This window comes from Paraclostridium dentum, assembly GCF_012922555.1.
In the GTDB taxonomy this organism is placed as follows: domain Bacteria; phylum Bacillota; class Clostridia; order Peptostreptococcales; family Peptostreptococcaceae; genus Paraclostridium; species Paraclostridium dentum.
In genome coordinates, this window is record NZ_WIPK01000004.1 from 19,111 (window position 1) to 44,395 (window position 25,285).

Annotated in this window: 21 protein-coding genes; 4 read left to right on the top strand and 17 right to left on the bottom strand. The window is 27.1% G+C overall.

The window, feature by feature from the left end; translation table 11 throughout:
* Window positions 1–121: 121 nt before the first annotated feature.
* From GFJ41_RS08780 to GFJ41_RS08790, 3 genes are all read right to left on the bottom strand, one after another.
* Window positions 122–1,426: a YopA family protein gene (locus GFJ41_RS08780; RefSeq protein ID WP_170075132.1), complete on the bottom strand. Its 1,305-nt coding sequence runs from the start codon at window positions 1,424–1,426 to the stop codon at window positions 122–124.
* Window positions 1,427–1,492: 66 nt separating this feature from the next.
* On the bottom strand, window positions 1,493–2,044 hold the full coding sequence (locus GFJ41_RS08785) for a GNAT family N-acetyltransferase (RefSeq protein ID WP_052169232.1): 552 nt from the start codon (window positions 2,042–2,044) through the stop codon (window positions 1,493–1,495).
* Between the two features lie 204 nt (window positions 2,045–2,248).
* Window positions 2,249–6,490 (bottom strand): 2-hydroxyacyl-CoA dehydratase, encoded by a 4,242-nt coding sequence (locus GFJ41_RS08790; protein WP_170075133.1) that lies wholly within the window; start codon window positions 6,488–6,490, stop codon window positions 2,249–2,251.
* Between the two features lie 204 nt (window positions 6,491–6,694).
* Here GFJ41_RS08790 and GFJ41_RS08795 point away from each other — a divergent pair, with 204 nt between their 5' ends.
* Window positions 6,695–7,969, top strand: a complete 1,275-nt coding sequence (locus tag GFJ41_RS08795) for an amidohydrolase family protein (protein ID WP_035117450.1) — start codon at window positions 6,695–6,697, stop codon at window positions 7,967–7,969.
* Window positions 7,970–8,071: 102 nt separating this feature from the next.
* Window positions 8,072–8,281: a cold-shock protein gene (locus tag GFJ41_RS08800; protein WP_035117452.1), complete on the top strand. Its 210-nt coding sequence runs from the start codon at window positions 8,072–8,074 to the stop codon at window positions 8,279–8,281.
* A gap of 67 nt (window positions 8,282–8,348) precedes the next feature.
* Here the strand turns inward: GFJ41_RS08800 and GFJ41_RS08805 are convergent, their stop codons facing one another.
* The 12 genes from GFJ41_RS08805 to GFJ41_RS08860 form a co-directional block, all read right to left on the bottom strand.
* Window positions 8,349–9,014 carry a hypothetical protein gene (locus tag GFJ41_RS08805; RefSeq protein WP_170075134.1) on the bottom strand — a complete coding sequence of 222 codons (666 nt, stop codon included), beginning with the start codon at window positions 9,012–9,014 and terminating at the stop codon, window positions 8,349–8,351.
* Window positions 9,015–9,225: 211 nt separating this feature from the next.
* Window positions 9,226–10,617, bottom strand: coding sequence for an FAD-binding oxidoreductase (locus GFJ41_RS08810; RefSeq protein ID WP_035117454.1), 1,392 nt, complete (start codon window positions 10,615–10,617; stop codon window positions 9,226–9,228).
* Between the two features lie 18 nt (window positions 10,618–10,635).
* Entirely contained in the window at window positions 10,636–11,865 is a 1,230-nt protein-coding gene (locus tag GFJ41_RS08815; RefSeq protein WP_021431166.1) for an electron transfer flavoprotein subunit alpha/FixB family protein, read from the bottom strand.
* A gap of 13 nt (window positions 11,866–11,878) precedes the next feature.
* Window positions 11,879–12,661 (bottom strand): electron transfer flavoprotein subunit beta/FixA family protein, encoded by a 783-nt coding sequence (locus GFJ41_RS08820; RefSeq protein ID WP_035117455.1) that lies wholly within the window; start codon window positions 12,659–12,661, stop codon window positions 11,879–11,881.
* A 13-nt stretch (window positions 12,662–12,674) separates the two neighbouring features.
* Window positions 12,675–13,946 carry a nickel-dependent lactate racemase gene (larA, locus tag GFJ41_RS08825; RefSeq protein ID WP_035117457.1) on the bottom strand — a complete coding sequence of 424 codons (1,272 nt, stop codon included), beginning with the start codon at window positions 13,944–13,946 and terminating at the stop codon, window positions 12,675–12,677.
* Window positions 13,947–14,211: 265 nt separating this feature from the next.
* Window positions 14,212–14,907 (bottom strand): FadR/GntR family transcriptional regulator, encoded by a 696-nt coding sequence (locus GFJ41_RS08830; protein WP_035117459.1) that lies wholly within the window; start codon window positions 14,905–14,907, stop codon window positions 14,212–14,214.
* 150 nt (window positions 14,908–15,057) lie between these two features.
* A complete protein-coding gene (locus GFJ41_RS08835) occupies window positions 15,058–16,302 on the bottom strand; it encodes a sensor histidine kinase (protein WP_035117461.1) in 1,245 nt (414 codons plus the stop codon).
* Window positions 16,289–16,957 carry a response regulator transcription factor gene (locus GFJ41_RS08840; protein ID WP_035117463.1) on the bottom strand — a complete coding sequence of 223 codons (669 nt, stop codon included), beginning with the start codon at window positions 16,955–16,957 and terminating at the stop codon, window positions 16,289–16,291. The genes GFJ41_RS08835 and GFJ41_RS08840 overlap by 14 nt, the downstream gene beginning before the upstream one ends.
* Window positions 16,958–17,132: 175 nt before the next feature.
* Window positions 17,133–19,010: an FtsX-like permease family protein gene (locus GFJ41_RS08845; RefSeq protein WP_170075135.1), complete on the bottom strand. Its 1,878-nt coding sequence runs from the start codon at window positions 19,008–19,010 to the stop codon at window positions 17,133–17,135.
* A complete protein-coding gene (locus GFJ41_RS08850) occupies window positions 18,997–19,752 on the bottom strand; it encodes an ABC transporter ATP-binding protein (protein ID WP_035117467.1) in 756 nt (251 codons plus the stop codon). Before GFJ41_RS08850 ends, GFJ41_RS08845 begins: the two co-directional genes overlap by 14 nt.
* A 102-nt stretch (window positions 19,753–19,854) precedes the next feature.
* Window positions 19,855–20,868, bottom strand: coding sequence for a sensor histidine kinase (locus tag GFJ41_RS08855; RefSeq protein ID WP_170075136.1), 1,014 nt, complete (start codon window positions 20,866–20,868; stop codon window positions 19,855–19,857).
* Window positions 20,865–21,542 (bottom strand): response regulator transcription factor, encoded by a 678-nt coding sequence (locus tag GFJ41_RS08860; protein ID WP_170075137.1) that lies wholly within the window; start codon window positions 21,540–21,542, stop codon window positions 20,865–20,867. The genes GFJ41_RS08855 and GFJ41_RS08860 overlap by 4 nt, the downstream gene beginning before the upstream one ends.
* Window positions 21,543–21,684: 142 nt before the next feature.
* On the opposite strand from GFJ41_RS08860, the gene GFJ41_RS08865 reads away from it, so the two are divergent.
* Window positions 21,685–22,512, top strand: a complete 828-nt coding sequence (locus tag GFJ41_RS08865; protein ID WP_170075138.1) for a hypothetical protein — start codon at window positions 21,685–21,687, stop codon at window positions 22,510–22,512.
* Between the two features lie 71 nt (window positions 22,513–22,583).
* Window positions 22,584–23,045: a hypothetical protein gene (locus tag GFJ41_RS08870; RefSeq protein ID WP_025162939.1), complete on the top strand. Its 462-nt coding sequence runs from the start codon at window positions 22,584–22,586 to the stop codon at window positions 23,043–23,045.
* A 47-nt stretch (window positions 23,046–23,092) separates the two neighbouring features.
* On the opposite strand, the gene GFJ41_RS08875 is transcribed toward GFJ41_RS08870, so the two are convergent.
* Window positions 23,093–24,433: a Na+/H+ antiporter NhaC family protein gene (locus GFJ41_RS08875; RefSeq protein ID WP_206001535.1), complete on the bottom strand. Its 1,341-nt coding sequence runs from the start codon at window positions 24,431–24,433 to the stop codon at window positions 23,093–23,095.
* 240 nt (window positions 24,434–24,673) lie between these two features.
* Complete coding sequence (locus GFJ41_RS08880) at window positions 24,674–25,186, bottom strand: ECF transporter S component (RefSeq protein ID WP_035117475.1); 513 nt, start codon at window positions 25,184–25,186, stop codon at window positions 24,674–24,676.
* Window positions 25,187–25,285 lie beyond the last annotated feature (99 nt).

Below are 25,285 nucleotides of genomic sequence, written 5' to 3' on the forward strand. Positions count from 1 at the left end.
CCTAACTGTAGATCATCTAGAATATCCATAAAATTTTAACATATATATCACTTTCCTTTACTGTATTTTTTATATTATTACACAGTTTTCTACATGTTAAAACATTTTCTTAAAATAAAATTTAATCATTCCATGGAACAACTTCAACCTCTCCATAGCATCTATCATTTAAACGGTTAGAATACTCTCCTTTATAATTAATGATATATAAAACTACTAATTCCACGTATCTAGTACCTATTTGAAGTATATTCCACATATCTTCAACGGTTAAATTAGCTCTTTTAGTTTTTCTAGTCGGATGAACAACTTTATTTCTAAAATATGTAAATATATCAACTCCATCATTGAACTTATTATATATATACTCATTGAATAAATTTAATTCTTCTTTTCCATAATATATGCTGCACGCATCTAATAAGATTCTTATATTGTCAGAGGCTGTATTTTTTTCAAACTCTACATCAGTTAAAATTTTATTTTTTTCAACAATAACAACATAAGACAGTGTTTCTAGTGCAATTTGTAAGGATACAACATTATTTTCTATACTTATATTATCTATAGATTCTATATACCAGTCTACTACATGCTTTAACGCTGGACCATAGTAAGAATCGTGCAATTTTCTGCACATTAAGTTCATATATTTTTCAATATTATGATGATTTGCTATAGTGTCAGACCATGTAGGAACATATTTAAATGGAGTTGTTAAAGACTCCTTCCATAGCCTAAATGTATTTTGATTGTCTTTATAGCCCATTACCATACATATACCTATATATCTTCCAGCTAAGAAGCTAAGCGTATCTGATATCTCATCTAATAGTTTAAATATATATGTTGACTTAAATACTTTATTATCTTTTCTTTTTATTCTTCCTATATGTGTAATTATACTACCATTTTTAAACCTTAACTCTTCATATAGTTCTTTTTTATAATCGTATCTTTTATCAATTATTATCTCATATCCACTTATTTCAAACTCAATTCTTCCAGCAAACAATTTATCCATATACTTTATAAGTGTTCCTTGCTTTTTGTCAAAATTTACAATATGAAAATCTATGTAATCCACATATCTATTTTTTGATTTTATTATTCCACTGCTAACGTATCCATCTACATAATTTTTTTGTATATTATTTATATTAACTTGGAAAGGCTGATATCCATGGACTTCTATAATTCCCTCCAGATAATCATCTTTAAGAATTTCTAAATCTATATTTTTATGACCTAGTACTTTAGCTTCAAAATTTATACATACGGGAGGACTAATTCTATAGTAGATCCGGCCCTTACATTTATATAGCTTATCTAGGTAAATGCAAAAATTTCCTTCATGAATAACTATATCTTCATCAATTCCATATTCTAAATAAGGAGACGATATAGCTTCTTTTACTACCTTCATTTTTAGCCCACCTTCATTTTACATAGTTGTCTTAATATTATAACATATAAGACAAATAAACAACATTTATTTGTCTTGTTTCAAAATTGAATATAGTTTTAAATCTGTATACATACCTTTATGAAGCCTATCACTTCTTAATATACCATCTAAGCGCATTCCATTTTTTATCATAACTTTTTCAGATGCAGAATTTCCTGATATACATTTAGCTTCTATTTTATTTAAGTTCATATTTTTAAACCCAAAATCTATAACACTGCAAAGAGCTTCTGTTATTATTCCTTTATTCCAATAATCACTATTTAATATATATCCAACCTCAGCTTTATTATTTAATTCACTATAACTTGAAAATCCACACATACCAATTAATTTTCCATCTTCTTTTAAAGTAACTCCCCAAGGAGTAGCCTTATCATTTTCATATCCATTTATTATCATATCTAGCATCTTCTTTGTCGTATTTATACTTTTATCAAAATCTATTAACATATATTTTGATAGATAATCATTCGATAAACATCTATGTAATTCATTAATATCATTTCTATAAATTTTTCTAAGTGTTAACCTTTCAGTATGTAAACTTGGTAAATCTCTAAATACATATATCAACGATCTATCCTCCTTATTAAATTTTAAAAATTAAATATTCCAACTCTTTACAACCTTACATTATTCGCCAAATATCTTTTTAATCCCTTTATATTATAATATTAAATTTGGTAATAATATCTATTTTTTAATGTTATATAATTTATCGTTAAGTAACTTTCTATTAAATAACTAAAAAGAAGATGTAGCTTATACATCTTCTTTTTACATTGTTTTAAATGATGTTGACAACATAAGTTTAATCCTATTAATTTGATTTACTTCACTTGCTCCTGGATCATAATCAATCGGAACAATATTCGCACTTTTATAAATTCGTTTAAGTTCCTTGATAACGCCCTTCCCTGTTATATGATTTGGTAAACAAGCAAAAGGTTGCATACATACAATATTTCCAACTCCACTTTCTATAAGCTCTACCATTTCAGCTGTTAATAACCATCCCTCTCCTGCTTGATTCCCAATTGAAACTATCTTAGAAGCTTTACTAGCTAATGTTTCAATACTCTCTGGCATATTAAATCTTTTACTATTTTTCAATGCCTTTGAGTAGTGTTTTTGATACATCTCTATTGTATCTTTCATTAACTTTCCACCTAGTTTTTTATATTTTTTATCTAACAAATACTCTGACTTATAATAAGTATTATAAGCACAACTTAAGAAGAAATTCATCAGTTCTGGAACAACAACCTCGACTCCCTCAGCCTCTAAAACATCTACAATGTTGTTATTTGCCAGTGGGTGAAATTTAACCAAAATTTCTCCTACCAATCCAACTCTAGGTTTATTTTGTTCATTTATAGGAATTTCATCAAATTCTTTAACTATGTTATATATATTTTCTTTAAAGTTAGATAGATTAGCCTTTTTTAAACTATCCTTACAAATTTCTAGATGCTTTTGATATAGTTTATTTGCACTACCTTTATATTGTTCATACGGTCTTACTCTATATAAAACTTTCATAAGTAAATCTCCATAAATAGCTGCCATCATCACCCTATTTATAAGTCCTAATGAAAATACATTATACAAATTTCGTTTTTCTTCTCCATTTAAAGATAATGATATTACTGGAATATCACCATAACCTGCATCACTCAATGCTTTTCTCAAGAAACCAATGTAATTTGTAGCTCTACAAACACCTCCAGTTTGTGTTATCGCAACCATAGTTTTGCTTAAATCATATTTTTCACTTTTAATAGCTTTAATCAACTGCCCTATAACAATTATCGCAGGATAGCAAGCATCATTATTAACGTATTTTAATCCTTCTTCTATAGCTCCGTCATAGTCTTTAAGCACTTCAATGTTATATCCACAAGATTTAATTCCATGTTCTACTAAATCAAAGTGAATAGGCGACATTTGCGGCATTAATATAGTATAATTTGATTTTGTAGATTTGTTTATTTTTCCTTTTATATATGTTTTTTTACTTTTGTTTATCTTTAACCCATTAATATCTCTTTCTTCTATAGATGCTTTTAATGATCTTAATCTTATTTTTGCTGCTCCTAAATTGTTACCTTCATCTATTTTTATACATGTATAAATTTTACCTTCACCATTTAAAATTTCTTGAACTTGATCAGTTGTAACTGCGTCTAATCCACATCCAAAAGAATTTAATTGTACAAGTTCTATATTTTTTACAGAATTCACAAAATTTGCAGCTCTGTAAAGTCTTGAGTGATATGTCCACTGGTCAACTACTCTTAAAGGTTCTTCTACCTTTCCTAAATGTGCAACACTATCCTCTGTTAAAACTGCCATGTCTAATGAATTTATAAATTCTGGTATTCCATGATTTATTTCTGGATCTATATGATATGGTCTTCCTGCTAACACAATTCCTCTTTTATTATTTTTATTTATTATTTCTAGAGATTTTTCTCCCATATACCTCATATCTGCTTTAAATTTTTCATATTCTTCAAATCCTAACTCTACACTTTTATCTATCTCTCGTTTACTAATTTCTAAGAAATCTTTATCATAATTTTTTATTTTATTTAATTCTTCTAAAAGTCGTTTCTTTAAAGAATTTTTATTGTGTATAGGTAAAAATGGGTTAATATAATTTATTTTATTTTCTTTAATCTCACTAATATTATTTTTAATTACTTCTGAGTAAGACATTACAACAGGACAATTAAAACTATTGTTGGCATTTTTAAATTCTTTACTCTCACTCCTAATACATGGATAAAATATATTTTTGATACCTTTTTTTATTAAATTTTGTATATGACCATGAACTAGTTTTGCAGGATAACATGCAGATTCTGATGCAATAGAGTCCATTCCCTGCTCATAAACATCCTTTGAAGATGCATCTGACAAAACAACACTAAATCCTAAATTTGTAAATATAGTATGCCATAAAGGATAATCTTCATATATATTTAAAACTCTAGGAATTCCAATTTCTTTTCTTATTGCGCTTTCTGCATCCAAATTTCTATAATTAAACACTCGTTTATATTTATAATCAAATAAATTTATATCAACTTTTTCTTTTCTATATAAACCCATCCCCTTTTCACATCTATTTCCAGATATGAATTTTTCTGAGTTTCCAAAATCATTTACAGTAAGCAAGCAATTATTTGAACACCCCTTGCATCTAGATGTACTTATTTTTAAATTTATAGAATTCATAGATTCTTTATTTAAAAGGGTGGTTATATAACCTTCTTTATACTTTTCTTTTGCAATTATACTTGCCCCAAAGGCTCCCATTATACCAGCTATATTAGGTCTTACAACTTCTCTACATGTTAAATTTTCAAATGATCTTAAAACTGCATCATTATAAAAGGTCCCCCCTTGTACAACAGGATGCTTTCCAATATCCTCAGATGATTTCATTTTTATAACTTTATACAATGCATTCTTTATAACAGAATAAGAAAGACCTGCACTTATATCTCCTACCGAATTTCCTTCTTTTTGAGCTTGTTTTACTCTAGAGTTCATAAAAACTGTGCATCTTGATCCTAAATCAACAGGATGTTTTGAAAATAATGCCTTTGTAGCAAATTCTTTTATATCTAGATTTAATGACTTAGCAAATGTTTCTAAAAAAGATCCACATCCAGATGAGCAAGCTTCATTTAAGATAATAGTTTCAATTACCCCTTGATTTATTTTTAAGCACTTCATATCTTGCCCGCCTATATCTAATATAAAATCAACTTTCGGTGAGAAAAATTTAGCTCCTTTATAGTGAGCGATAGTTTCTATCTCTCCAAAATCAACTTTCAAGGCACTTTTAATTAATCCTTCTCCATATCCTGTTACTACAGAATTCACGATTTTCGCTTCACTTGGTAATTTACTATATAGATTATTTAAAATACCTATAGTTGATCTTAACGGATTCCCTTCATTACTTTTATATTCTGAAAATAATAAATTTCCACCTTCGTCTATTAATGCAACTTTTGTAGTTGTAGACCCAGCATCAATTCCTAAAAAACATCTACCTTTATAGCTTGATATATCTATTGATTTTACTATATTTTTTTTATGTCTATTTTTAAAAAATTCATATTCTCTTTCGTTATCAAACAATGGTTTAATGTCAGAGCTAACTACATCTTCTATGTCTTTTAAGCTTTCTATGTTTTTTATTAAATCACTAAATAACATATAGTCATTTTTATATGATAATGCAGCACCCATAGCTATGTACAACTGTGCATTTTCAGGAAATATAATATTATTTTTATCTAGTTTTAGTACATCTATAAATCTATTTCTTAGTTCTGATAAAAAATATAGTGGTCCTCCTAAAAATGCAACATTACCTTTAATTTTTCTTCCACAGGCCAATACACTAATTGTTTGAACAACTACAGCATGAAATATGCTAGCAGCTATATCTTCTTTTCTAGCTCCTTCATTTATAAGTGGTTGTATATCTGTTTTAGCAAATACTCCACACCTAGCAGCTATGCTATATATATTTTTATAGTCTTTAGCTAAATCATTTAATCCTTTAGCATCAGTTTTTAATAGTATTGCCATCTGATCTATAAAAGACCCTGTACCACCAGCACATATTCCATTCATTCTTTGCTCTATACCATTGGTCAAATATATTATTTTAGCATCTTCTCCCCCAAGTTCTATAACCACATCAGTTTCTGGATTGTAAGTTTCAATCGCCTTTGTACTTGCTATTACTTCTTGAACAAATTCTACATTTAATTTTTTTGCTAACTTCATACCTCCAGACCCGGTTATAACAACAGATACTCTATTATCACCTATACTATCATAGGCTTCATTTAACAAACTTATAACTGAATTTTTTATATCTGATAAATGCCTTTTATATGATTTAAATACCATATTTTTGCTCTCATCTAGTACAATAACTTTTACTGTAGTTGATCCAATATCGATACCTATATGGAAATCATCTATCATAAAATCTCCCCCCATTATTTAGGCCAAATTGATTATCACTATAAAATATGAATTTTTACTTCATCATATTACATATACTATTTTTAGTTACAGTATTTAAAATTATCATAACTCGAACTTTTTTTATATTTTACTTTTAATTATACGTATATTATAATTAAATTAGCAATTATTATAATTTTTTCTACATATTAGGAGGTATTTATGGTTCAAATATATAAGGGAAATATATTATTCACGAAAATTAAAGATAAATTTGAAATAATAGAAAATGGTTTTATAATAGTTAAAAATGGAAAGATACTAGATTTATATAAAACCTTACCAAGTGAATATCAAAATTTTGAAGTTATAGATTTTAGTGATAATTTAATAATTCCAGGAATGAATGATTTGCATTGTCATGCACCTCAATTTAGAAATTTAGGAATGGCTATGGATAAAGAGTTAATACCTTGGCTTGATAATTACACATTCCCTGAAGAAGGCAAATTTAAAAGCATAGAATATTCAGATAAAGTCTATAAAAATTTTATAAAAGAGGTTTGGCGACATGGAACCACTAGAATAGCTGTTTTTGCCACTGTTCATAAAGAGTCTAGCATAAGACTTATCAATTTATTTAAGCAAAGTGGACTTGGGGCTCTTGTAGGAAAAGTTAATATGAATATAAACTGCACAAATGACCTATTAGAAGTTACAGAAAAGTCAATTTCTGATACTGAGTATATATTAAAAAATTATTATAACGACAATGCACTGGTTAATCCTATAATTACACCAAGATTTATACCTAGCTGTAATAGTAAACTTTTAAAATCATTAGGGGATTTAGCAATTAAGTATAATGCGCCTACTCAATCTCATCTATCTGAGAATTTAGGAGAAATAGATTGGGTTAAACAACTTCAGCCAGAATCTGAATTTTATGGAGATGCTTATAATAGATTTAACTTGTTCGGTCAAACTAAAACTTTAATGGCTCATTGTGTTTATTCTTGCGATAAAGAATTAGAACTTATGAAAAAAAATAACGTCTTTGCAGTCCACTGTCCGAATTCAAACTTAAATTTAGGAAGTGGTATTATGCCTGTTAGAAAATTTTTAGATAGTGATATTAATATAGCACTAGGCTCAGATATTAGTGGAGGTCACGATTTATCTATATTCAAAGTTATGGTAAATGCTATACAATGTTCTAAACTTTTATGGCTTAATTCAAATAAGCAAGTAGATTTTTTAACTCTTTCAGAAGCTTTTTATATGGCTACAAAATGTGGCGGAAGCTTCTTTGGAAAAGTAGGTAGTTTTGAAAAAGATTATGACTTTGATGCCTTGATTTTAGATGATAGCAATTTAAATCCTGAAAGTTATAGTTTAATTGAAAGGTTAGAAAGATTTATATATATAGGTGATGATAGAAATATTATTCATAGATATGTCAGAGGAAAAGAAATCTCAGACCCTAAATTTTATTAAATTTTACATATATTTTCTACTATTAAAAAACTCTAACCGTAAATACTATATTTAGATAAATTATTAATATTTTATCTAAATAAAATTTAAAGGAGTTTTTATATGTCAAAATTCACAGGCGTAGTTAAATGGTTCGATAATAATAGAGGTTACGGATTTATATCAGCTAACGATGGAAACGATGTTTTTGTTCATTTTTCTAATGTTAAGGAAAATGGACATTGTAAGGATTTGCACGAAGGAGAAGAAGTAGGTTTTGATGTAATAGATGCTCCAAAAGGTTTATCTGCTATAAATGTTCATAAAATGTAAATAAAAAATTCTTACTGTATAATATATGTTACAGTAAGAATTTTTTTGTTGCAATCTTCGTTTTTTTCTAGTGTCTATTGTGAATTTTATCTGATATATCATTTTTTATACTATCTATCTTGTTTTTCGTGTCTTCAATTTTATTTTTCGTGTCATCAACTTTATTATTAACTTTATCTTTTGTATTGTTTATATCTCTATCTATTTCATTAACTTTATCTTTGGCATTATTTACATCTTTATTTGCTTTATTTATTTTATCACTTACTTTATCTTTGGCACTATATGCTTTATTTTTTGCTGTGCTTAACTTATCTGATGCTGAATTAACTTTATCTGTAGCATTATCTATTTTAGAATTTACTTTATGTCTAGCTGAATTAACATCTCCTCTAGCACTACTTATTTTGCTATTTGCATCATTAATTTTAGAGTCTAACCCTGCAGTTAAATCTCCTGCTAAATCCAACGCATTATTTGCATCTTTTAATGTAGATTTGGCAGAATCAACTTTATCAGAAAAACTATGTGCAAATTCAGTTAAAGAGCTTATATGCGAATCTGTATCAAGTTCATCAAATTTATCTCTTATTTTTCCTGCTACATCAATATCTACGCTACTTTCCTCAGTAGTTGTTTTTTCTTCCTTTTTTTCTTGTATATTATCATTTGAACAACCTGTTAAAATCATAGTAGAAATTAATGCAGTCATCAAAAATATTCTCTTTTTCATAATTACCTCCTTGTTTACTTAGAATTCTAACCTTTTTACTATTTTATTATTTTACTATATTTTTTTAACTTTGTATACAATTAAATTAATTTATTTTTATTATTTTAATATAACTAAGTTTCATAGGTTATACACTTTTTTACTAATCAGCATTTTCTTAAACATAAAAAAAGCCGATTATTTAAAATCGACTTTTTATTTATATAAAGTTTTAATATATTTTTCCTGGATTTAATATATTCTTAGCATCAAACGCTAATTTTATATTTTTTATTATATCCATATATGATTCACTTTGAGATTCATTTAAATATTCTTTTTTTGCATATCCAATTCCATGCTCTCCTGAAACTTGGCCTCTAAGTTCTCTAGATTTTTCATACATCTTTTCAAAAGTTTCTTTTAACTTTGTATCCCATTCAGATTTATTTAATTCATCTCTTAATATATATATGTGTAAGTTTCCATCTCCTGCATGACCAAAACTTTTAATTCTTACATTCAATGTCTCTTGAAGTTCATTCGTAAACTTTATAAATTCTGCCACTTTATCTCTTGGGACAACAACGTCACATTCATCCATTTCAGTTGTAGTAGCTTTTATAGCTTCTAAAAATGCACCCCTAGCTGACCATATAGATTCATTTCTTTCTTGAGTGTCTGAGATAAATACATCATAAGCTCCACACTCTAAACAAAGTTTTGCCACTTGGTCATATGCCTTTTCAATTTCTTCTTTACTGTTTCCATCAAATTTTAATAGTAAGTACGCATCTGATGTATTATCTGGGAATTTCTTACCTAAGAATTCTTCTGCTGCAAGTATTACATCTCTTTCCATAAACTCAATAGCAGTTGGTATACACTTAGATTTTATTATTTTTGGAACTGTCTCTATTGCTGTTCCTAAATCTGGGAACGGAATAAGTAAACTTATATCTTTTTTAGGTAATGGCAATAATTTAAGTATAGCTTTAGTTACTATTCCTAATGTCCCTTCTGATCCAACTAATAAATCTTTTATACTATAACCTGAACTGTTTTTTACAACTTTTCCTCCAACATTAATTACTTCTCCATTTGCAAGTACAACTTCTAATCCTCTTACATAGTCTCTTGTAACTCCATATTTAACAGCTCTCATTCCTCCTGCATTGGTATTTATATTTCCACCAATTGTTGCACTTTTTTCACCTGGATCTGGAGGATAAAATAAATCTCTTTCACTTACATATTGACCTATAGTCATAAGTAATACTCCAGGTTCTACTGTTAATGTTAAGTTTTCTTCATCTAACTCTATTATTTTATTCATTTGACTTAAATTTATCATTATTCCACCATAAATAGCTACAGCGGCTCCAACTAATCCAGTTCCTTGTCCTCTTGGTGTTACAGGTATATTATTTTCATATGCATATTTCATTATTTTAGAAACTTCTTCTGTGCTGTGAACATTTACTAAAACTTCAGGGTATTTTTCAACTCCTCCTAATTCATCATGAGAGTAGTCTTCATTTATTTCCTCTCCTACTAAAATATTTTCAATTCCACATACACCTTTTAAAAATTCAATATCTTTTTCATCTATTTTTTTATACATTGTATTTTCCCCCGATCCTTATTCTAATGTAGCTACAACTTCGTCCATTACTTCATAGTCATTTGTTTTTTCAAGTTCTAAGTCCTTAATAAGTCTAGGTATTACATCATATACATCTCCTACAATTGCATAATGAGCTGTATCAAAAATAGGAGCTTTTTCATCTTTATTTATAGATATTATACATTCTGATCCATTCATACCTGCAACAAACTGTATAGCCCCTGATACACCACAAGTTATTATTAACTTAGGCTTTACAGTTCTACCACTTAATCCAATTTGTTTTTTAGCATCTATCCATCCAGATTCTACTAAAGGTCTTGTTCCTGCAACTTGCCCACCTAGTAAATCAGCTAATTTATACAGCATTTCCATGTCTTCTTTTTTCTTAATAGCTCTACTTCCAACGATTATAACTTCTGCATCTTCTATTCCTACTTCTTTAGTTTTATTGTTAATTTCTAAAACATTTATATCAGATTTTAATTTATTTTCATCTATATTGCACAAAGTAACCTTACCTGTTGGATGATCAACTTTTTCTGGAGCTGAAAATATTTTATATCTAACTGTAGCAAACTGAGGTCTATGGTTTGGTGTATGTATATGTGCCATTATATTACCACCAAAAGCAGGTCTTATTTGGTCTAAGTCAGTATTTTCTTGAACATCCAGTATTGTACAATCTGCTGTTAATCCAGTTTTAAATCTAGCTGCAAGCCTTGGAGCTAAACTTCTACCAATTGTAGTTCCTCCAAATAGTAATATAGTTGGTTTTACTTCTTTTATAAAATTCTCTACACATGCAGTGTATGGTTCAATCTTAAATTCTTTTAGATCTTTGTAATCATATACAAAAACATTATCTACACCATAAGAAAGCAATGCATCTGTTTTGTCTTCTATATTACTTCCAACGAATATACAGTAAACCGGTTGATTTATTTTTTTTGCCATTTCTTTAGCTTTTCCTATTAATTCAAATGTTACAGGATGGATATCGCCCTCATGATGATCAACGTATACTGCTATACCCTTCCATTTATCTTTATCTATTTTTATAACTTCATCTTCTACGAATTCAAATACACCCTTTGGTCCAGTTTTTACGCATATCTTACACATTTTACATCCTGCACCAATTTCTAATTTTCCATCATTTAACTCTATAGCACCAAAAGGACATATGTCTAATACTTTTTTCATTTCTGTAACTTTGTCTTGATTTATAACTATTTTAGCCACTTTAAATTCCCCCTTATATTAATTTTAGCTCTTTTATTTTATTTAATAATAAAGATGATACTTCTTCACCCGTCCAAGTTTCTTTTTCTACATTTGAAGTAGGTGGGAAAATTTTTAAAACTTGAGTTGGAGATCCATTTAATCCATAATTTTTTTCATCTTTGTCTTCAAAATCATTAAGGCTAATCATTGGTATGTCTCTATCTTTAGTTTCAAGTTTTAATTTAAAAGAAGGTAATCTTGGTTGGAAAATCTCTTTTTCAACTGTTATTAAACAAGGAAATTTAATTTCACAAATTTCGCGAGTATTAGGCATATCTACTTCTACTACTATACTTTTTTCTTTAGTTTCAATTAATTTTGTTACATTTGTTACATGAGGTATATTTAAAAACTCAGCTATTTCTGGTCCAACTTGCGCAGTATCTCCATCAGTTGTTTGCTTACCACAAATAATTAGATCAGTGTTGCCTAACTTTTTAATTCCTTGTGAAATTGTATATGAAGTTGCAAGTACATCAGCTCCTGCAAATTTTCTATCACTTACCAATGAACCCTCGTCAGCACCCATCATAAAGGCTTCTTGAATTACTTGTTTTGCTTGTGGTGGTCCCATACTTAAAACTTTTATTTTAGCATCATTTTCTTTTTTAATTCTTAATGCTGTTTCAAGAGCGTACAAGTCATATGGATTCATTTTAGAATCGACTCCATCTCTTTTTAAAACCCCTGTCTTTTCATCTACTTCTACTTCAGATGTTCCTGGAACTTGTTTTATACATACTAATATTTCCATATTGCTTCCCCCTTTACTTTACTATCACTGATACTCCATCAGGTATAACAGCTATTTTTGAGTTTTTACCTTTTATGTCAAAAGCCATTTTTAAAGCTTCATCAAAACTATGTGCATGTTTCATGTGCATATCTTTAATCATATTAGGGTCACATAAGTTTGTAACCATTATTACTGTAAACTTTTCTAGAATTCTTGCTAATATTTGAAACTCCCATTGGTCTGGAATAGTTTTATCTTTTGGAATTTTTCTTACTTTTTCTAATATTTCACTAGGTGAAGATGCATTTGCTACACTATCATAAAAAGATTGACCTCCATGTCCATCATTACATGCAGATATCATAATTATTACTCCACCATCTTTGCATGTAGCCTCTGCTGCAGTCATACCTTTTACAGTTTGATATATATTTTGATCTAATGGATAACCTCCATTTGTACTAACTACAATGTCAGCATCAACTTTATCAACTTTTGATAGTTTAGTTACAAATTCACAGCCTACCTCATGAGCTTCTTTAACATCGCCTGCAAAAGCACCTATAACTTTTTTATCTTTATCTATAACTACATTCAAAATAAAGTCTAGATTAACGCTTTGCGCTGCATACAACATATCTCTATGAATTGGATTATTTTTTAGATTTCCTGTTCTAGCGTAAGGACTATCTATAAATTCAGAACAGTGATTATACATTATGGTTTTAGCAGATGCAACTCCTGGAAGTACACTTTTTCTTCCACCTGAAAAACCTGCAAAGAAGTGTGGTTCTATGAATCCTTCAGCTATTAATAAATCAGTTTCTATAATTGCTTTATTTACAATTAAATCTCCTCCAGATGGAAGCGTTCCAACTTTGACCATAGCTTGTTCATCTGTTGAAAAGTGCATAATTATTTGCTCATTATCCACTATTTCTTCTCCCATTTTATATACAAGTTCTTCTCTTGTACTCGGTCTATGAAACCCTGTTGATATTATTATTTTTATATCTATATCAGGATTTGAATTTCTTATTTTCTTAAGCATTATAGGTAACGTTATCCTACTTGGTACAGGTCTAGTGTGATCGCTAGTTATTATAACCATGCTTTTTTTCCCCTTAACTAGATCTTCTAATTTTTCACTTCCTATAGGATTATCTAAAGCTTGTTTTACTATCTCCCCTTCACTTAATCGAGATTTAAAATCATGAGCTTTGGATTGCAAAACTTTTATCATGTTTTCATCTGGTACATTTATGTTCATACCAGTTTTTGAATAAGGTACTTTTAACTCCATTTATGCCCCTCCTCTTGAAATGCAGCGCCACTTAGCAGCGTATAGTTTTAGGTTTGTTTAATCGTTTTCCTACTTTTTGTCAATATTGGTATTATGGTCATACCAGTTTGTAATTTCATGATAGTAAATTTTCTAAAGATTTACAAGCATTGTTTTTATTTTAACAAAATATATATTATTATTTGATTTTTAATTTACTTTTTATTCATTTTTAAATTGATAAATATTTTCAAATAAAAAAATATAGATTTCTAAATTTAGAAATCTATATTTTTTCCATAGTAAATTTTATTAAGTCTAAGTGCTCTTTCATGTATTTGTATGCACTCTCAGGATCTCTATCTATGATAGCATCACAGATTTTTTTGTGCTGTAAATTTAAAGTTTCTTCTTCATGGTAAAATTCTACTATCTTTTGTCTTGAATTTATAATAAAATTTTCTAATAAATTTAATGATATTGTGTATAAACTTTTTATCAAAAAGTTCTTACTCATGCAAGTAATTTTATAATGGATTTCTTTATCAATTTCGCCTTTATTATAAATTTCATCTTTTTTTGTCAATCTTTGTGAAATCATTTTCAACTCTTCAAGTTCTTCGTCTGTGCCTCTTATAGCTGCTAGTTTGACTGCTTCTAATTCTATCATTCGTCTTAATTCAATTATATCTTTATAATCCCCATTATTTAAAGTAAACATCATAGATAAAGGTTGCATTAATGATGTTTCAATTTTATTACAAATAAAATTTCCTTCACCTTGTCTACTTTCTATTATACCCATAGTTTCTAAAACTCTAAGTGCTTCTCTTATCGATGTTCTACTTACTCCCATTTTTTGAGATAACTCACGTTCTGACATTAGCTTATCTCCGTTTTTAAGCTTTCCTTCTAATATCATGTTTTGTATCTGATTTATAACTTGTTGATATATCTTTTCATTAGTTATATTATTAAACAATTCAATATCTCCTTATATTTAAATATTTCATTTATATTATACTATAAAAAAATTTGATTTGCTTGAGCGACTTTTTAATATTACTATATACATTTCAAAAAAATAAAAGATACCATTTAAAATAATTCCAAATAGCATCTTTCATTTTTTCTAATTTTCATTAAATTCTATTATAAATATAACAGAGTTTTTTCCGTTTTTTATATTATATTTAAACCCGTGCTCTCTAAGTATTTGACTTACTATATAAAGCCCCAGTCCACTTCCTCCAGTTTTTCTATTTCTTGATTTTTCTACTCTATAAAATGGTTTAAATAATTTATCTTTATGTTTTTCATCTATTGTAATACCTGTATTTTCTATCTCTAAAATTGCATTTTCTTTCTTGTATAAACGTATTAGTAAGTCCGCATTTTCCGGTGAATACTTAATAGCATTGTTTATTAAATTATTTATAGCTTTTGCTATTCTCTCTTCATCCGCATTTATAAATATTTCATTTTGATATTTTACATCTAATTTCAATTCTTTCTCTTCAATTAAGTACATTTGTCTTTTTATAAGCTTGTTTATTAAATTGTTTAAATCAATTTCTTTAGTTTCAGATTTTTTTTCTAAAATTTCAAATTTAGATACCTGAATCATTTCTTCAACTAATGTTTTCAATTCTTGAGTCGAGTCATATGATTTTTGCAAGTATGTATCACGATCTTTATATTTTCCAATATTATAAATCATTCCCTCTAATTGGCCACTTATAATGGTTATTGGTGTCTTTAGCTCATGAGATATAGTTGCTATAAATTCTTTTCTTTTAGCTTCTTGCATTCTTTCACTTTCAATTATATCTATGAGAGGTTTTGTTACCCATTTTGAAAATGCATATGAAGTTATAATAGATAATACTATAGCAACCCCTATTATTATAGGCATTAAATCTAGTATTACAGTAGTTGCTTCATCTACAGGTTGAAGCGGCATACTTATATCCAAATAATATGGAGCATTATTATCTCTTATATACAAAGCTACAGTTTTTTGATAGTTTTGGTAAGAGTCACTAATATTGTTAGAATACGGCAAAAATGAAAGTTCTTTATTTCCATATTCAACTTTTCCATTTGAGTCTCTTAATAATACACCTACATTTTCATGCTGTGAAATTTTATATAAATGTTGTTTCAATTCCTCTAAATCATCTCTCCTTGATCTTGCTGCTAGAATAGTTAATCTATCATTTATAGATTCTACCTTATATTTTTCATAGTATGGAGGTAATAAGAAATATAAAATAAGATATATAGTTATTATAAGGCCTATAGATAATGTAGTTATTATTAAAAATATTTTTGTACTTATAGCTAATTCTTTCCATTTATTTCTAATTCTTATCAAGACTGTATCCTATTCCTTTCACTGTTTTTATATATGGAATTCCAATTTTTTTTCTTATGTTTTTTATATGAGCATCTACAACTCTAGTATCTCCATAATAATCATAACCCCATACACTATCTAATAAATTCTCTCTAGTAACTACATGAGGATAATTCTCTATTAAAGTCTTTAGTATGTTGAATTCCTTTAATGTTAGCTCTATCACTTCATTTTCTAAAAAAGCTTGATATGTGTTTAAATCTAAACTTAGTTTTTCAAAAGTTAATGTATTGGACTCATTGTATTTACCGCTTCTTCTTAAAACAGCCTCTACCCTTTTCATTAATAAAGTAAATGAAAAAGGTTTTGTTATATAATCATCGCACATTAACTCAAAACCTTTAACTTGATCACTTTCTTGGTCTAATGCTGTTAAAAATATTATAGGCACATCTGAGCTTTGTCTTATCATCTTACATACAGCATGTCCATCTAAATTAGGCATCATTACATCTAATATAACCAAATCAAATTCACCTTTTTTAAAAGCTTGTATACCCTCTATTCCATCGTTTGCCGATTCCACGCTATATCCTTCTGCACTTAAAAATTCTACTATCAATTCTTGTATATTACTATCATCTTCTATTACTAATATATTTTTATTTTTCATCATAATTCTCCTCTAAATTTCAAAATCACTTAATATATATATTATAATTTGCATATGAATTTTCTATGAATATATTTTTTATATTGTACAAAATTAGTTTATATATAAATATTAGCATAAAAAATACGAGTAGAAAAATAATTCATGTCATTTTTCTACTCGTGTTTTACTTTCTTTACTTCGTTATACTTATATATTTTTTAGTACTTATTATATAAAAAATTAAATATATAAAACTAAATATAATTAATGATAATCCTATAAGTTCTAAATGATCTGAGTTAAACATAGAATTGACAGCATACCCTGCAACAATACCATGTATAGACCCAACTATAACAGGGAGTATAAAAAATATTCCTAACTGCTTAAACACTGCTTTATTTATATATTCTTGACTTACTCCAATTTTTCTTAAAGTATTAAACCTTTCTTTATCTATACTAGCATCTTGAATACATTTAAAATACATTATACTGCCTAGCGATACTGTAAATACAAGTGCTAAGAAACAACCTACAAAGTATACTCCATTTATAGCATAATATGCACTTTTATCAAATTGATCAGCACTATAAATTTCACTTTTTGAATTTTCTCTCATGTATTGGGCTATTGAGTTAGTGTTTTCAAAATTTTTAAGTGTAATGCCTTTAAAATATAATTCTTTTTTATTTAACTTAGTTTTTAATTTTTCATAATCATTATCATTTAAGACTAGTGTACCATTAGTTAATTGTCCCATTATATTAGAAGGTATATTTTTATTAATTTTTATTGATTCATTACTTATTTTTAAATTATCATTTATTTTAAATGCATTCATAACCCTTGTATCTACTAACAAAATTGCCTCACCTTTTTGAGGTTTATTTTTTTCTATATCTTTTTCATGTTTTACTTTTCCATGTTTTAATAACTTTTCTATATCTGAATATTTAGCTAAATACACATCATTTATATACATACTTAAATTTGATTTGTATGGAATTAAATCTACAGTAGTTTCATTCTTAACACCTTCATTACCTAAATTTATCGCCATATCTAAAGACTTATCATCAGCTTTATTTTCACTTGTATAATATATACTATATGGGTATTCATTTTCAAATCCTGACGAAAAACACGAACTCATACAAAATGCAACCATGATGCAAGTCAAACTACAAGCTATTAATATTGCAGCTTGAGCTAACGTTTTATTATTATCTTTTATCCTAAAAATAATATTATTATAACTTACAATGTTTGTTTTTGAGTATAACCTCTTTTTATTTTTTATAATATTTCTTATAAAAATCGAGAAAAATCCTCTGAATAAAAAATGAGTTCCTATAATAGTCATAATTACCGTTGCCATTATAGCTATCGGAAATGCCACATTAGCTTCTTTATATTTTAATATTAGCAAGTACCCTAGAATAATTATTATAAATCCTATGACCCCTTTAGTATTGTTTAATTTGTTATTTTCTAATTGGTATATTTTTTTTGCATTTATAAGTTTACTTATATCTGTTTTTATTAAACATATATATTCTTTTATAAAAACACCAATCAATATAATCAAAAATATTAGCAAAGTCTGAATTATTGAAATAAAGTTTATCTCAAAATTTATTACTTTATTTACATAAGATAGTTTAACTAAAATCATTAAAAATATCTTATTCAAAAGTATTCCAATACCCATCCCAATTATCATTGATATTAGCCCAATTATAAGTGCTTCTAATGAAAACATAAGTGCAATCTGCTTATTTTCAACACCCATAAATGTGTATATTCCAAACTCTTTTTTTCTTTGTTCTATAAAAAATTTACTTGAGTAAGAAATAAAAAATATAAAGAAAAATATTAGAACAAAAGCGCACATTCCTCCTGCCATAGATACTGCATTTAAGTCTTTTATTTCAAGGAATTGTTTACTGAAAATTAAAGTTGTGAAATTGTAAAATACAGCAATTGAGAAAACCATAGAGAAAATATAAACTCCATAGTTTTTTATACTTTGTCTTATATTCATTAAACTTAGCTTAAATAAATTCACTTACTTCACCTCCCATAGAAGTTAATAAGTTCATTATTTGCTTAAAGAAATCTTTTCTATTTCCATTACTATCTATCCTAGTGTTTAGCCTACCATCTTTTATGAAAATAATTTTATCTGAGTAACTTGCTGTAAATGCATCATGTGTAACCATTATTATAGTTACATTAAATTTTTTATTCATCTCTTTTAAACAATTTAAAAGTTCTGATGCAGATTTTGAATCTAATGCTCCTGTAGGTTCATCCGCAAATATAATAGATGGTGAAGTTATTATGGCTCTTGCCGCTGCAACTCTTTGTTTTTGTCCCCCTGATAATTCATATGGATAGCTTTTCAAATGTTTTTTTATACCAAAGAAACTAGATAGTTTTTCAACCTCTTTTTGTATTTTATCAGGCTTTTCGTTTGCTATAACAAGAGGTAGTGCTATATTGTCTTCTATACTCATGTTATCTAATAAATTATAGTCTTGAAATATAAAACCTATATTATCACGTCTAAACTTAGATAATTCTTTATTTTTTAAAGAATGAACATCTTCATTATCATAGTAAACTTTTCCCTCACTAGGTCTATCAATAGTAGACATTATATTTAAAAGCGTAGTTTTCCCTGCCCCAGAAGGTCCCATAATACTTATAAACTCTCCATCTTTGACCTCTAAGTTTATATTTTCTAGAATTTTAAATGTATTTTTATTATTTTTAATACTTTTATTTAAATTTATTACTTTTAACATACCTTACCCTCCAAATTGTAATTATTTTATACTTATATTGTATAAACTAATTGCCTTGTAATCTATCCATCTACATTACAGTTCAGAGGCTTAATATTACACTTATGTAACATTGAAGTAATCTGATAATTTATAGAATGTTATACATACATTACAAAATTCATTTTCCTTTGATTCTATACTTATATCATGACTTAATTTATTTAATATTTTTTTTGATATATATAACCCCATTCCTGTAGATTTGGTTATTTCGTTATGTTTGCCTACATACCCTTTATCAAATACTCTATTTATATCCTCTGTTTTTATACCAATTCCATTATCCTTAATGTGAAGTTCTATTCCAATTTCCGAATTTTGTAAGTAAATTTCTACAACACCATCTTCTTTAATATATTTACATGAATTATTTATTATTTGTTCAATTATGTGCATTAACCATTTTTTATCACTTAACACGTTATAATTTAAATTACCTATTCTTAACTCTATCTTATTGTATATAAATAAATATTTATTCTTTTTTATAATTTCTTTTACTATTTTTTCTAAATTTATTTCTTCTATTAAAAAGTTAGAACTATAATCTCCACTTTTACTGATATATAAAGCTTGTTGAACTAAACTATCAATTCTTTTAAGTTCAATATTTATTTGTTTGTGTAACTCATAATTCCCAAAATATTTATTTTCTAGCTCTTTTACTCTTTGACTAATAATTTCTAAAACCGCAATAGGAATTTTAATCTCATGTATCCATTTAGTCATATAGTCATTTATCTCTTCAATTTCTTTTTTCAAACTTTCTACTGTATTTTCATTTTCTAATAATTTATTATCTATAACTTCTTTTAGCTTATTATTTTTAAATTCGTATGTTTTATTATTATTTATATATTCAAATAAGCTTTTATAGTTTTTTATGTATGAACTATATCCAAGTATAAAGAAAGCAATACATACAACTAAAATCATTGTATCTATATATATTAAACTGTTCAAAACCTTTTCCAATCTAAGATCTGCAATTATATTTATATTAACTATAACCACTATAAATATAGTTAAGTATATGGATAATTTAACTTGTTTTATATAATTTTTAAAATTCATTGTATATAATACCCCTGACCTTTTTTAGTAACTATAAAATCGCTCAAACCTATATTTTCTAAAGTTTTTCTAAGCCTATTTATATTTACAGTTAAAGTATTTTCACTTATAAACTCTTCGCTATCCCATAATTCTTCTATTATTGTATCTCTACTAACTATACTTCCTTGATTGTTCATTAATATATTAATTATTTTAAACTCATTTTTACTAAGTTCAACAAACTGATCATTGAAGTAAATCTTACTTTCTAAAATATTTAAAATTACATCTTTATATTTTACAATATCAACTTTTAATGAATTGTTGTATGAGTATGTTCTTCTTAATATAGCTTGTACTTTTGCAACTAACACTTGAGTTGAGAAAGGTTTTATTATATAGTCATCGGCTCCCATATTTATAGACATAACAATATCCATATCGTTATCCCTAGATGAAATAAATATTATCGGTACTTTTAATATATTTCTTATTTTATTGCACCAGTAAAATCCATCATAAAACGGTAAGTTTATATCCATCAATACCAACTTAGGATTAATTGCTACAACTTCTTCTGCTATGTTGTCCAAATTTTTTGCTTCATGTGTCCTATATCCCCATTTACTTAAACACATATGAATTTCTCTACTTAATGCTTTGTCATCTTCTACTAAAAAAATGTCTATCATAATACCCTCCTTTAAAAAAATAATATATATTTTGCCAATTATATATTATAGCACACTTTAAAATTTCATAATTTGATATAATATTCATAGTTATGATAATATATTGTAATAAAATTTACTTAAAATAAAATGAGGTAGTAATATGATTATTTTTAATACGTTTATAGAAAGCTTTTTAAATTTAGCTAGTGTTTTAGGAGTTTTTATAGTTTTTGGTATTTTATTAAACTTAATTGAATCTAAAAATAATGAACTCATACAAAATTCACTTGGAATAAAATTCATAGTATTTACTGGTTTTATAGGAACTGTAGTTCATGAGTTAAGCCATATGCTAATGGCGTTTATATTTAACCATAAAATAGTTAAGGTTGAATTATTTAGACCTTTTAAATATAAAGAAGATGGAGTCTTAGGATATGTAAAACATACTTATAATTCAAGTAATCTATATCAGCAAATTGGCAATTTTTTTATAGGTACTGCCCCTATGATTTTTGGTACTTTGTTCATATGGATACTTTTAATTTTATTTTCTAACGATACATACCAAGTACTTACAAATAATATACATATTGATTTGTACATTAGATACCTTGAGTCAACTGACTATTTAAAAGTTTTTAGTCTTTTAATTAATGATACTTTATTAATATTAAAAAGTATGTTCTCACTAAAATATTTAGCTGATTTAAAACACTTAATTATGCTATTTTTAATATATTCTATAGCTACACATATGAGCTTAAGTCTCGCTGATTTAAAAGGAAGCTTTAAAGGCTTTATAGTGTGTTTTATTATTATTTTTATAATCACTCTTTTTCTCAATTTATTAAATCAAGCTAATTTATTTAATAATATTTTTATATTTAAATTTAATGTTTATGTTTTTTTATTTTTAACTGTGGGTTTAATTTTTTCATTATTAACACTTTTTGTATCATTTTTAATAAATATTATAAAAAGGTGAGTAATTGTTATAATATAGAAAATAATATATAATGATATTTCGTATTTTAAAGTTTAGAAAGGGTTGATATATTGGAATTAATATTGATTTTAATAGCATGTTTATTAGGATTTATGTTTATTAAATATTTATTTAAAAAAGTTATGCTATGTTTGTTCATTTTAGCTTGTTCAGGGGGAGTAAGCTTTATATACAAAATTCCATATAGTATAAGTGTTTTTTTAGTTTCAGTAATAATTTATTCATTTTATTCTATTTTCTCAGAAATGAAAAATATGGGCTGTAAGCTTTTTAAATCGAGAAAATCATATTTAGACGGTTGGTCTGAAAAATTAGTAGATTTACTATTTAGTATAAATTACATAGTTTTTATGATTACTTCTTATATGATATTTATGAGAATGAGTTTTTCTATGATAGATATATTTGAGCTAGGTATAGCCTTTTTTATAACATTGTTATGTATATGGATAGTTGGTCATAGTAAAAACTTTGTTTTAAAATTTATAAGACCTAAAGAATTTGAAATTTAAAATAAACAATAAATAAAAAAGGAATCTTAAAAGGATTCCTTTTTTATTTAACTTGCTCTACTTTCTTTATTAGCTTCTTTTTTAAAGCTTAATTTAGGAAACTCTACTACTAAAGAGATACTTGCAAATATTAATAAAAGTATTGGATAATATAAAAATTTAATAACTCCTATAGATGAAACTCCAGCAATTCCTACAGCCGTTAATATTTGAGCTCCATAAGGAATCATACCTTGCCAACATGATGAAAATAAATCTAATATACTTGCAAGTTTTCTTGGATCAAGACCATACTTTTTCCCAATGTCCTTAGCTAATGGTCCTGCTGTTATTATAGTTATAGTGTTATTTGCTGTACATAAATCTATTATACTAGCAATTAAAGCTATTCCAAACTTAGCTCCAGTTGGGCTTTTTATCTTGCTTGTTACAAAATTTAATATGAAATCTATACCACCATTGTGTTTTATTAGTCCTATTACCCCACCTACTATAACTACTAATATACATAACTCTTGCATTCCAGCCATACCTTTAGATACAGCATCTATAAATTGCCACATATCTAATGTTCCTGTAAAAATCCCTATAGCTCCTGCAAATACAACCCCGCCTGCAAGAAGTACAAAAACATTTGCTCCAGCTAGAGCTCCAACTAATACTGCAACATACGGTACAACTTTTATAACTTCATAATGTCCAGCTTCAGCTGAAGCTGCTGTCCCTGCTGTCATTACAGCTATTATTATAAAACTTAGTAATGCTGCTGGAAGTATAACAAAGAAGTTCATTTTTACCTTATCTTTCATCTGACAACCTTGTGTACTTGCCGCTGCTATAGTTGTATCTGATATCATCGATAAACTATCTCCAACCATAGATCCACCAACTATTATCGCTACTAGTAATTCTAATTGTATTCCAGTTTTTTGCGATACTCCTATAGCAATAGGCGTTAGTGCAGACACCGTCCCAACAGATGTTCCCATTGATGTAGATATAAAACATACCATTAAAAATAAACCTGGTACTAATAAATTTGGTGGTAAAATCGCTAAGCTTAAGTTTACTGTAGAGTCTACCCCTCCCATTGCTTTAGCTACACTACCAAAAGCTCCTGCTAATAAAAATATAACAATCATTATCAGAATATTGCTATCCCCTGCATTCTTTAAAAAAACGTCCATTTTATTATCTAAAGATTCTTTAGGATTAATCATAAATGCAACTACAGCTGCAATTACAAATGCTGTCAATGCTGGCATTTTGTAAAAGTCTCCAGTTAAAATCCCACTACCTAAAAATAATACTAAAAATACACCTATAGGAAGTAATGCTATCGCACTTCCCTTTTTTTGATTCAGACTATTATCGTCTATATTTTCCATAATTTTTTCCTCCCTTTACATTATGAATAAGCTTCTTAACCCAACATCTATTGTATGAAAATTGTATAAATATGTAAAATTGCAAATATCTATGTGCTAATTTGTAAATATAGAGAAAATCAATTATGTTAAATTTTAAACACTTTTTCAGTAATTATAATTTCATTAAGTGTAAAAAAAAGCAAGTGAACATTAACATTTATTCACTTGCTTTTTTATTTAATTTGTATATTTTTTATTCTAAGAATGAGCTTTAAACATTTTAACATATTTAACTTTACTTAGAGAATATGAAAGCGGAATAGCTATTACCATACTTACTATTCCTTGTATTAAGTTAGCAGGTATAGAAGCTGCTGAAATTATAGCACTACCTTTTAATACTATTCCAGCTATAAAATACCCTATTACCATTGTTAAAGTTCCTATTCCTGTTGAAAGTACACTTTTTATAATTGTATTATGATTTTTCATTATAATTCCAACTAAATATCCTTCTAATCCTTTTATTATAAGAGTAAATATTGCCCAATGAGCATATCCACTTAATATGTCAGCAAAAGCAGAACCGATTCCCCCCGCTATCATACCTGTTATAGGTCCAAACAATATTGATGAAATAAAAATCACACTATCTCCAATATTAACATATCCATCAGTCCCAGGTATTGGTATTTGTATGGCCATAGTAGCAATACAAACTAAAGCTATCATCAGACCCTTAAGCACTGTTTTCCTTGTATCCTCATGCATATTATATCCCTCCACAATCAATTTCTTATGCTTTTATTATAAAGAAACGTATTCAAACATACAATAATTATTGTACCCATACAATTGTTATTTTGATTG

What these genes read in the sequence shown, in the direction of transcription:
- GFJ41_RS08780 (WP_170075132.1), bottom strand. Translation starts at nt 1,426, where the DNA reads ATGAAGGTAGTAAAAGAAGCTATATCGTCTCCTTATTTAGAATATGGA.
- GFJ41_RS08790 (WP_170075133.1), bottom strand. Translation starts at nt 6,490, where the DNA reads ATGATAGATGATTTCCATATAGGTATCGATATTGGATCAACTACAGTA.
- GFJ41_RS08795 (WP_035117450.1), top strand. Translation starts at nt 6,695, where the DNA reads ATGGTTCAAATATATAAGGGAAATATATTATTCACGAAAATTAAAGAT.
- GFJ41_RS08800 (WP_035117452.1), top strand. Translation starts at nt 8,072, where the DNA reads ATGTCAAAATTCACAGGCGTAGTTAAATGGTTCGATAATAATAGAGGT.
- GFJ41_RS08805 (WP_170075134.1), bottom strand. Translation starts at nt 9,014, where the DNA reads ATGAAAAAGAGAATATTTTTGATGACTGCATTAATTTCTACTATGATT.
- GFJ41_RS08810 (WP_035117454.1), bottom strand. Translation starts at nt 10,617, where the DNA reads ATGTATAAAAAAATAGATGAAAAAGATATTGAATTTTTAAAAGGTGTA.
- GFJ41_RS08820 (WP_035117455.1), bottom strand. Translation starts at nt 12,661, where the DNA reads ATGGAAATATTAGTATGTATAAAACAAGTTCCAGGAACATCTGAAGTA.
- larA (WP_035117457.1), bottom strand. Translation starts at nt 13,946, where the DNA reads ATGGAGTTAAAAGTACCTTATTCAAAAACTGGTATGAACATAAATGTA.
- GFJ41_RS08840 (WP_035117463.1), bottom strand. Translation starts at nt 16,957, where the DNA reads ATGAAAAATAAAAATATATTAGTAATAGAAGATGATAGTAATATACAA.
- GFJ41_RS08850 (WP_035117467.1), bottom strand. Translation starts at nt 19,752, where the DNA reads ATGTTAAAAGTAATAAATTTAAATAAAAGTATTAAAAATAATAAAAAT.
- GFJ41_RS08855 (WP_170075136.1), bottom strand. Translation starts at nt 20,868, where the DNA reads ATGAATTTTAAAAATTATATAAAACAAGTTAAATTATCCATATACTTA.
- GFJ41_RS08860 (WP_170075137.1), bottom strand. Translation starts at nt 21,542, where the DNA reads ATGATAGACATTTTTTTAGTAGAAGATGACAAAGCATTAAGTAGAGAA.
- GFJ41_RS08865 (WP_170075138.1), top strand. Translation starts at nt 21,685, where the DNA reads ATGATTATTTTTAATACGTTTATAGAAAGCTTTTTAAATTTAGCTAGT.
- GFJ41_RS08875 (WP_206001535.1), bottom strand. Translation starts at nt 24,433, where the DNA reads ATGGAAAATATAGACGATAATAGTCTGAATCAAAAAAAGGGAAGTGCG.
- GFJ41_RS08880 (WP_035117475.1), bottom strand. Translation starts at nt 25,186, where the DNA reads ATGCATGAGGATACAAGGAAAACAGTGCTTAAGGGTCTGATGATAGCT.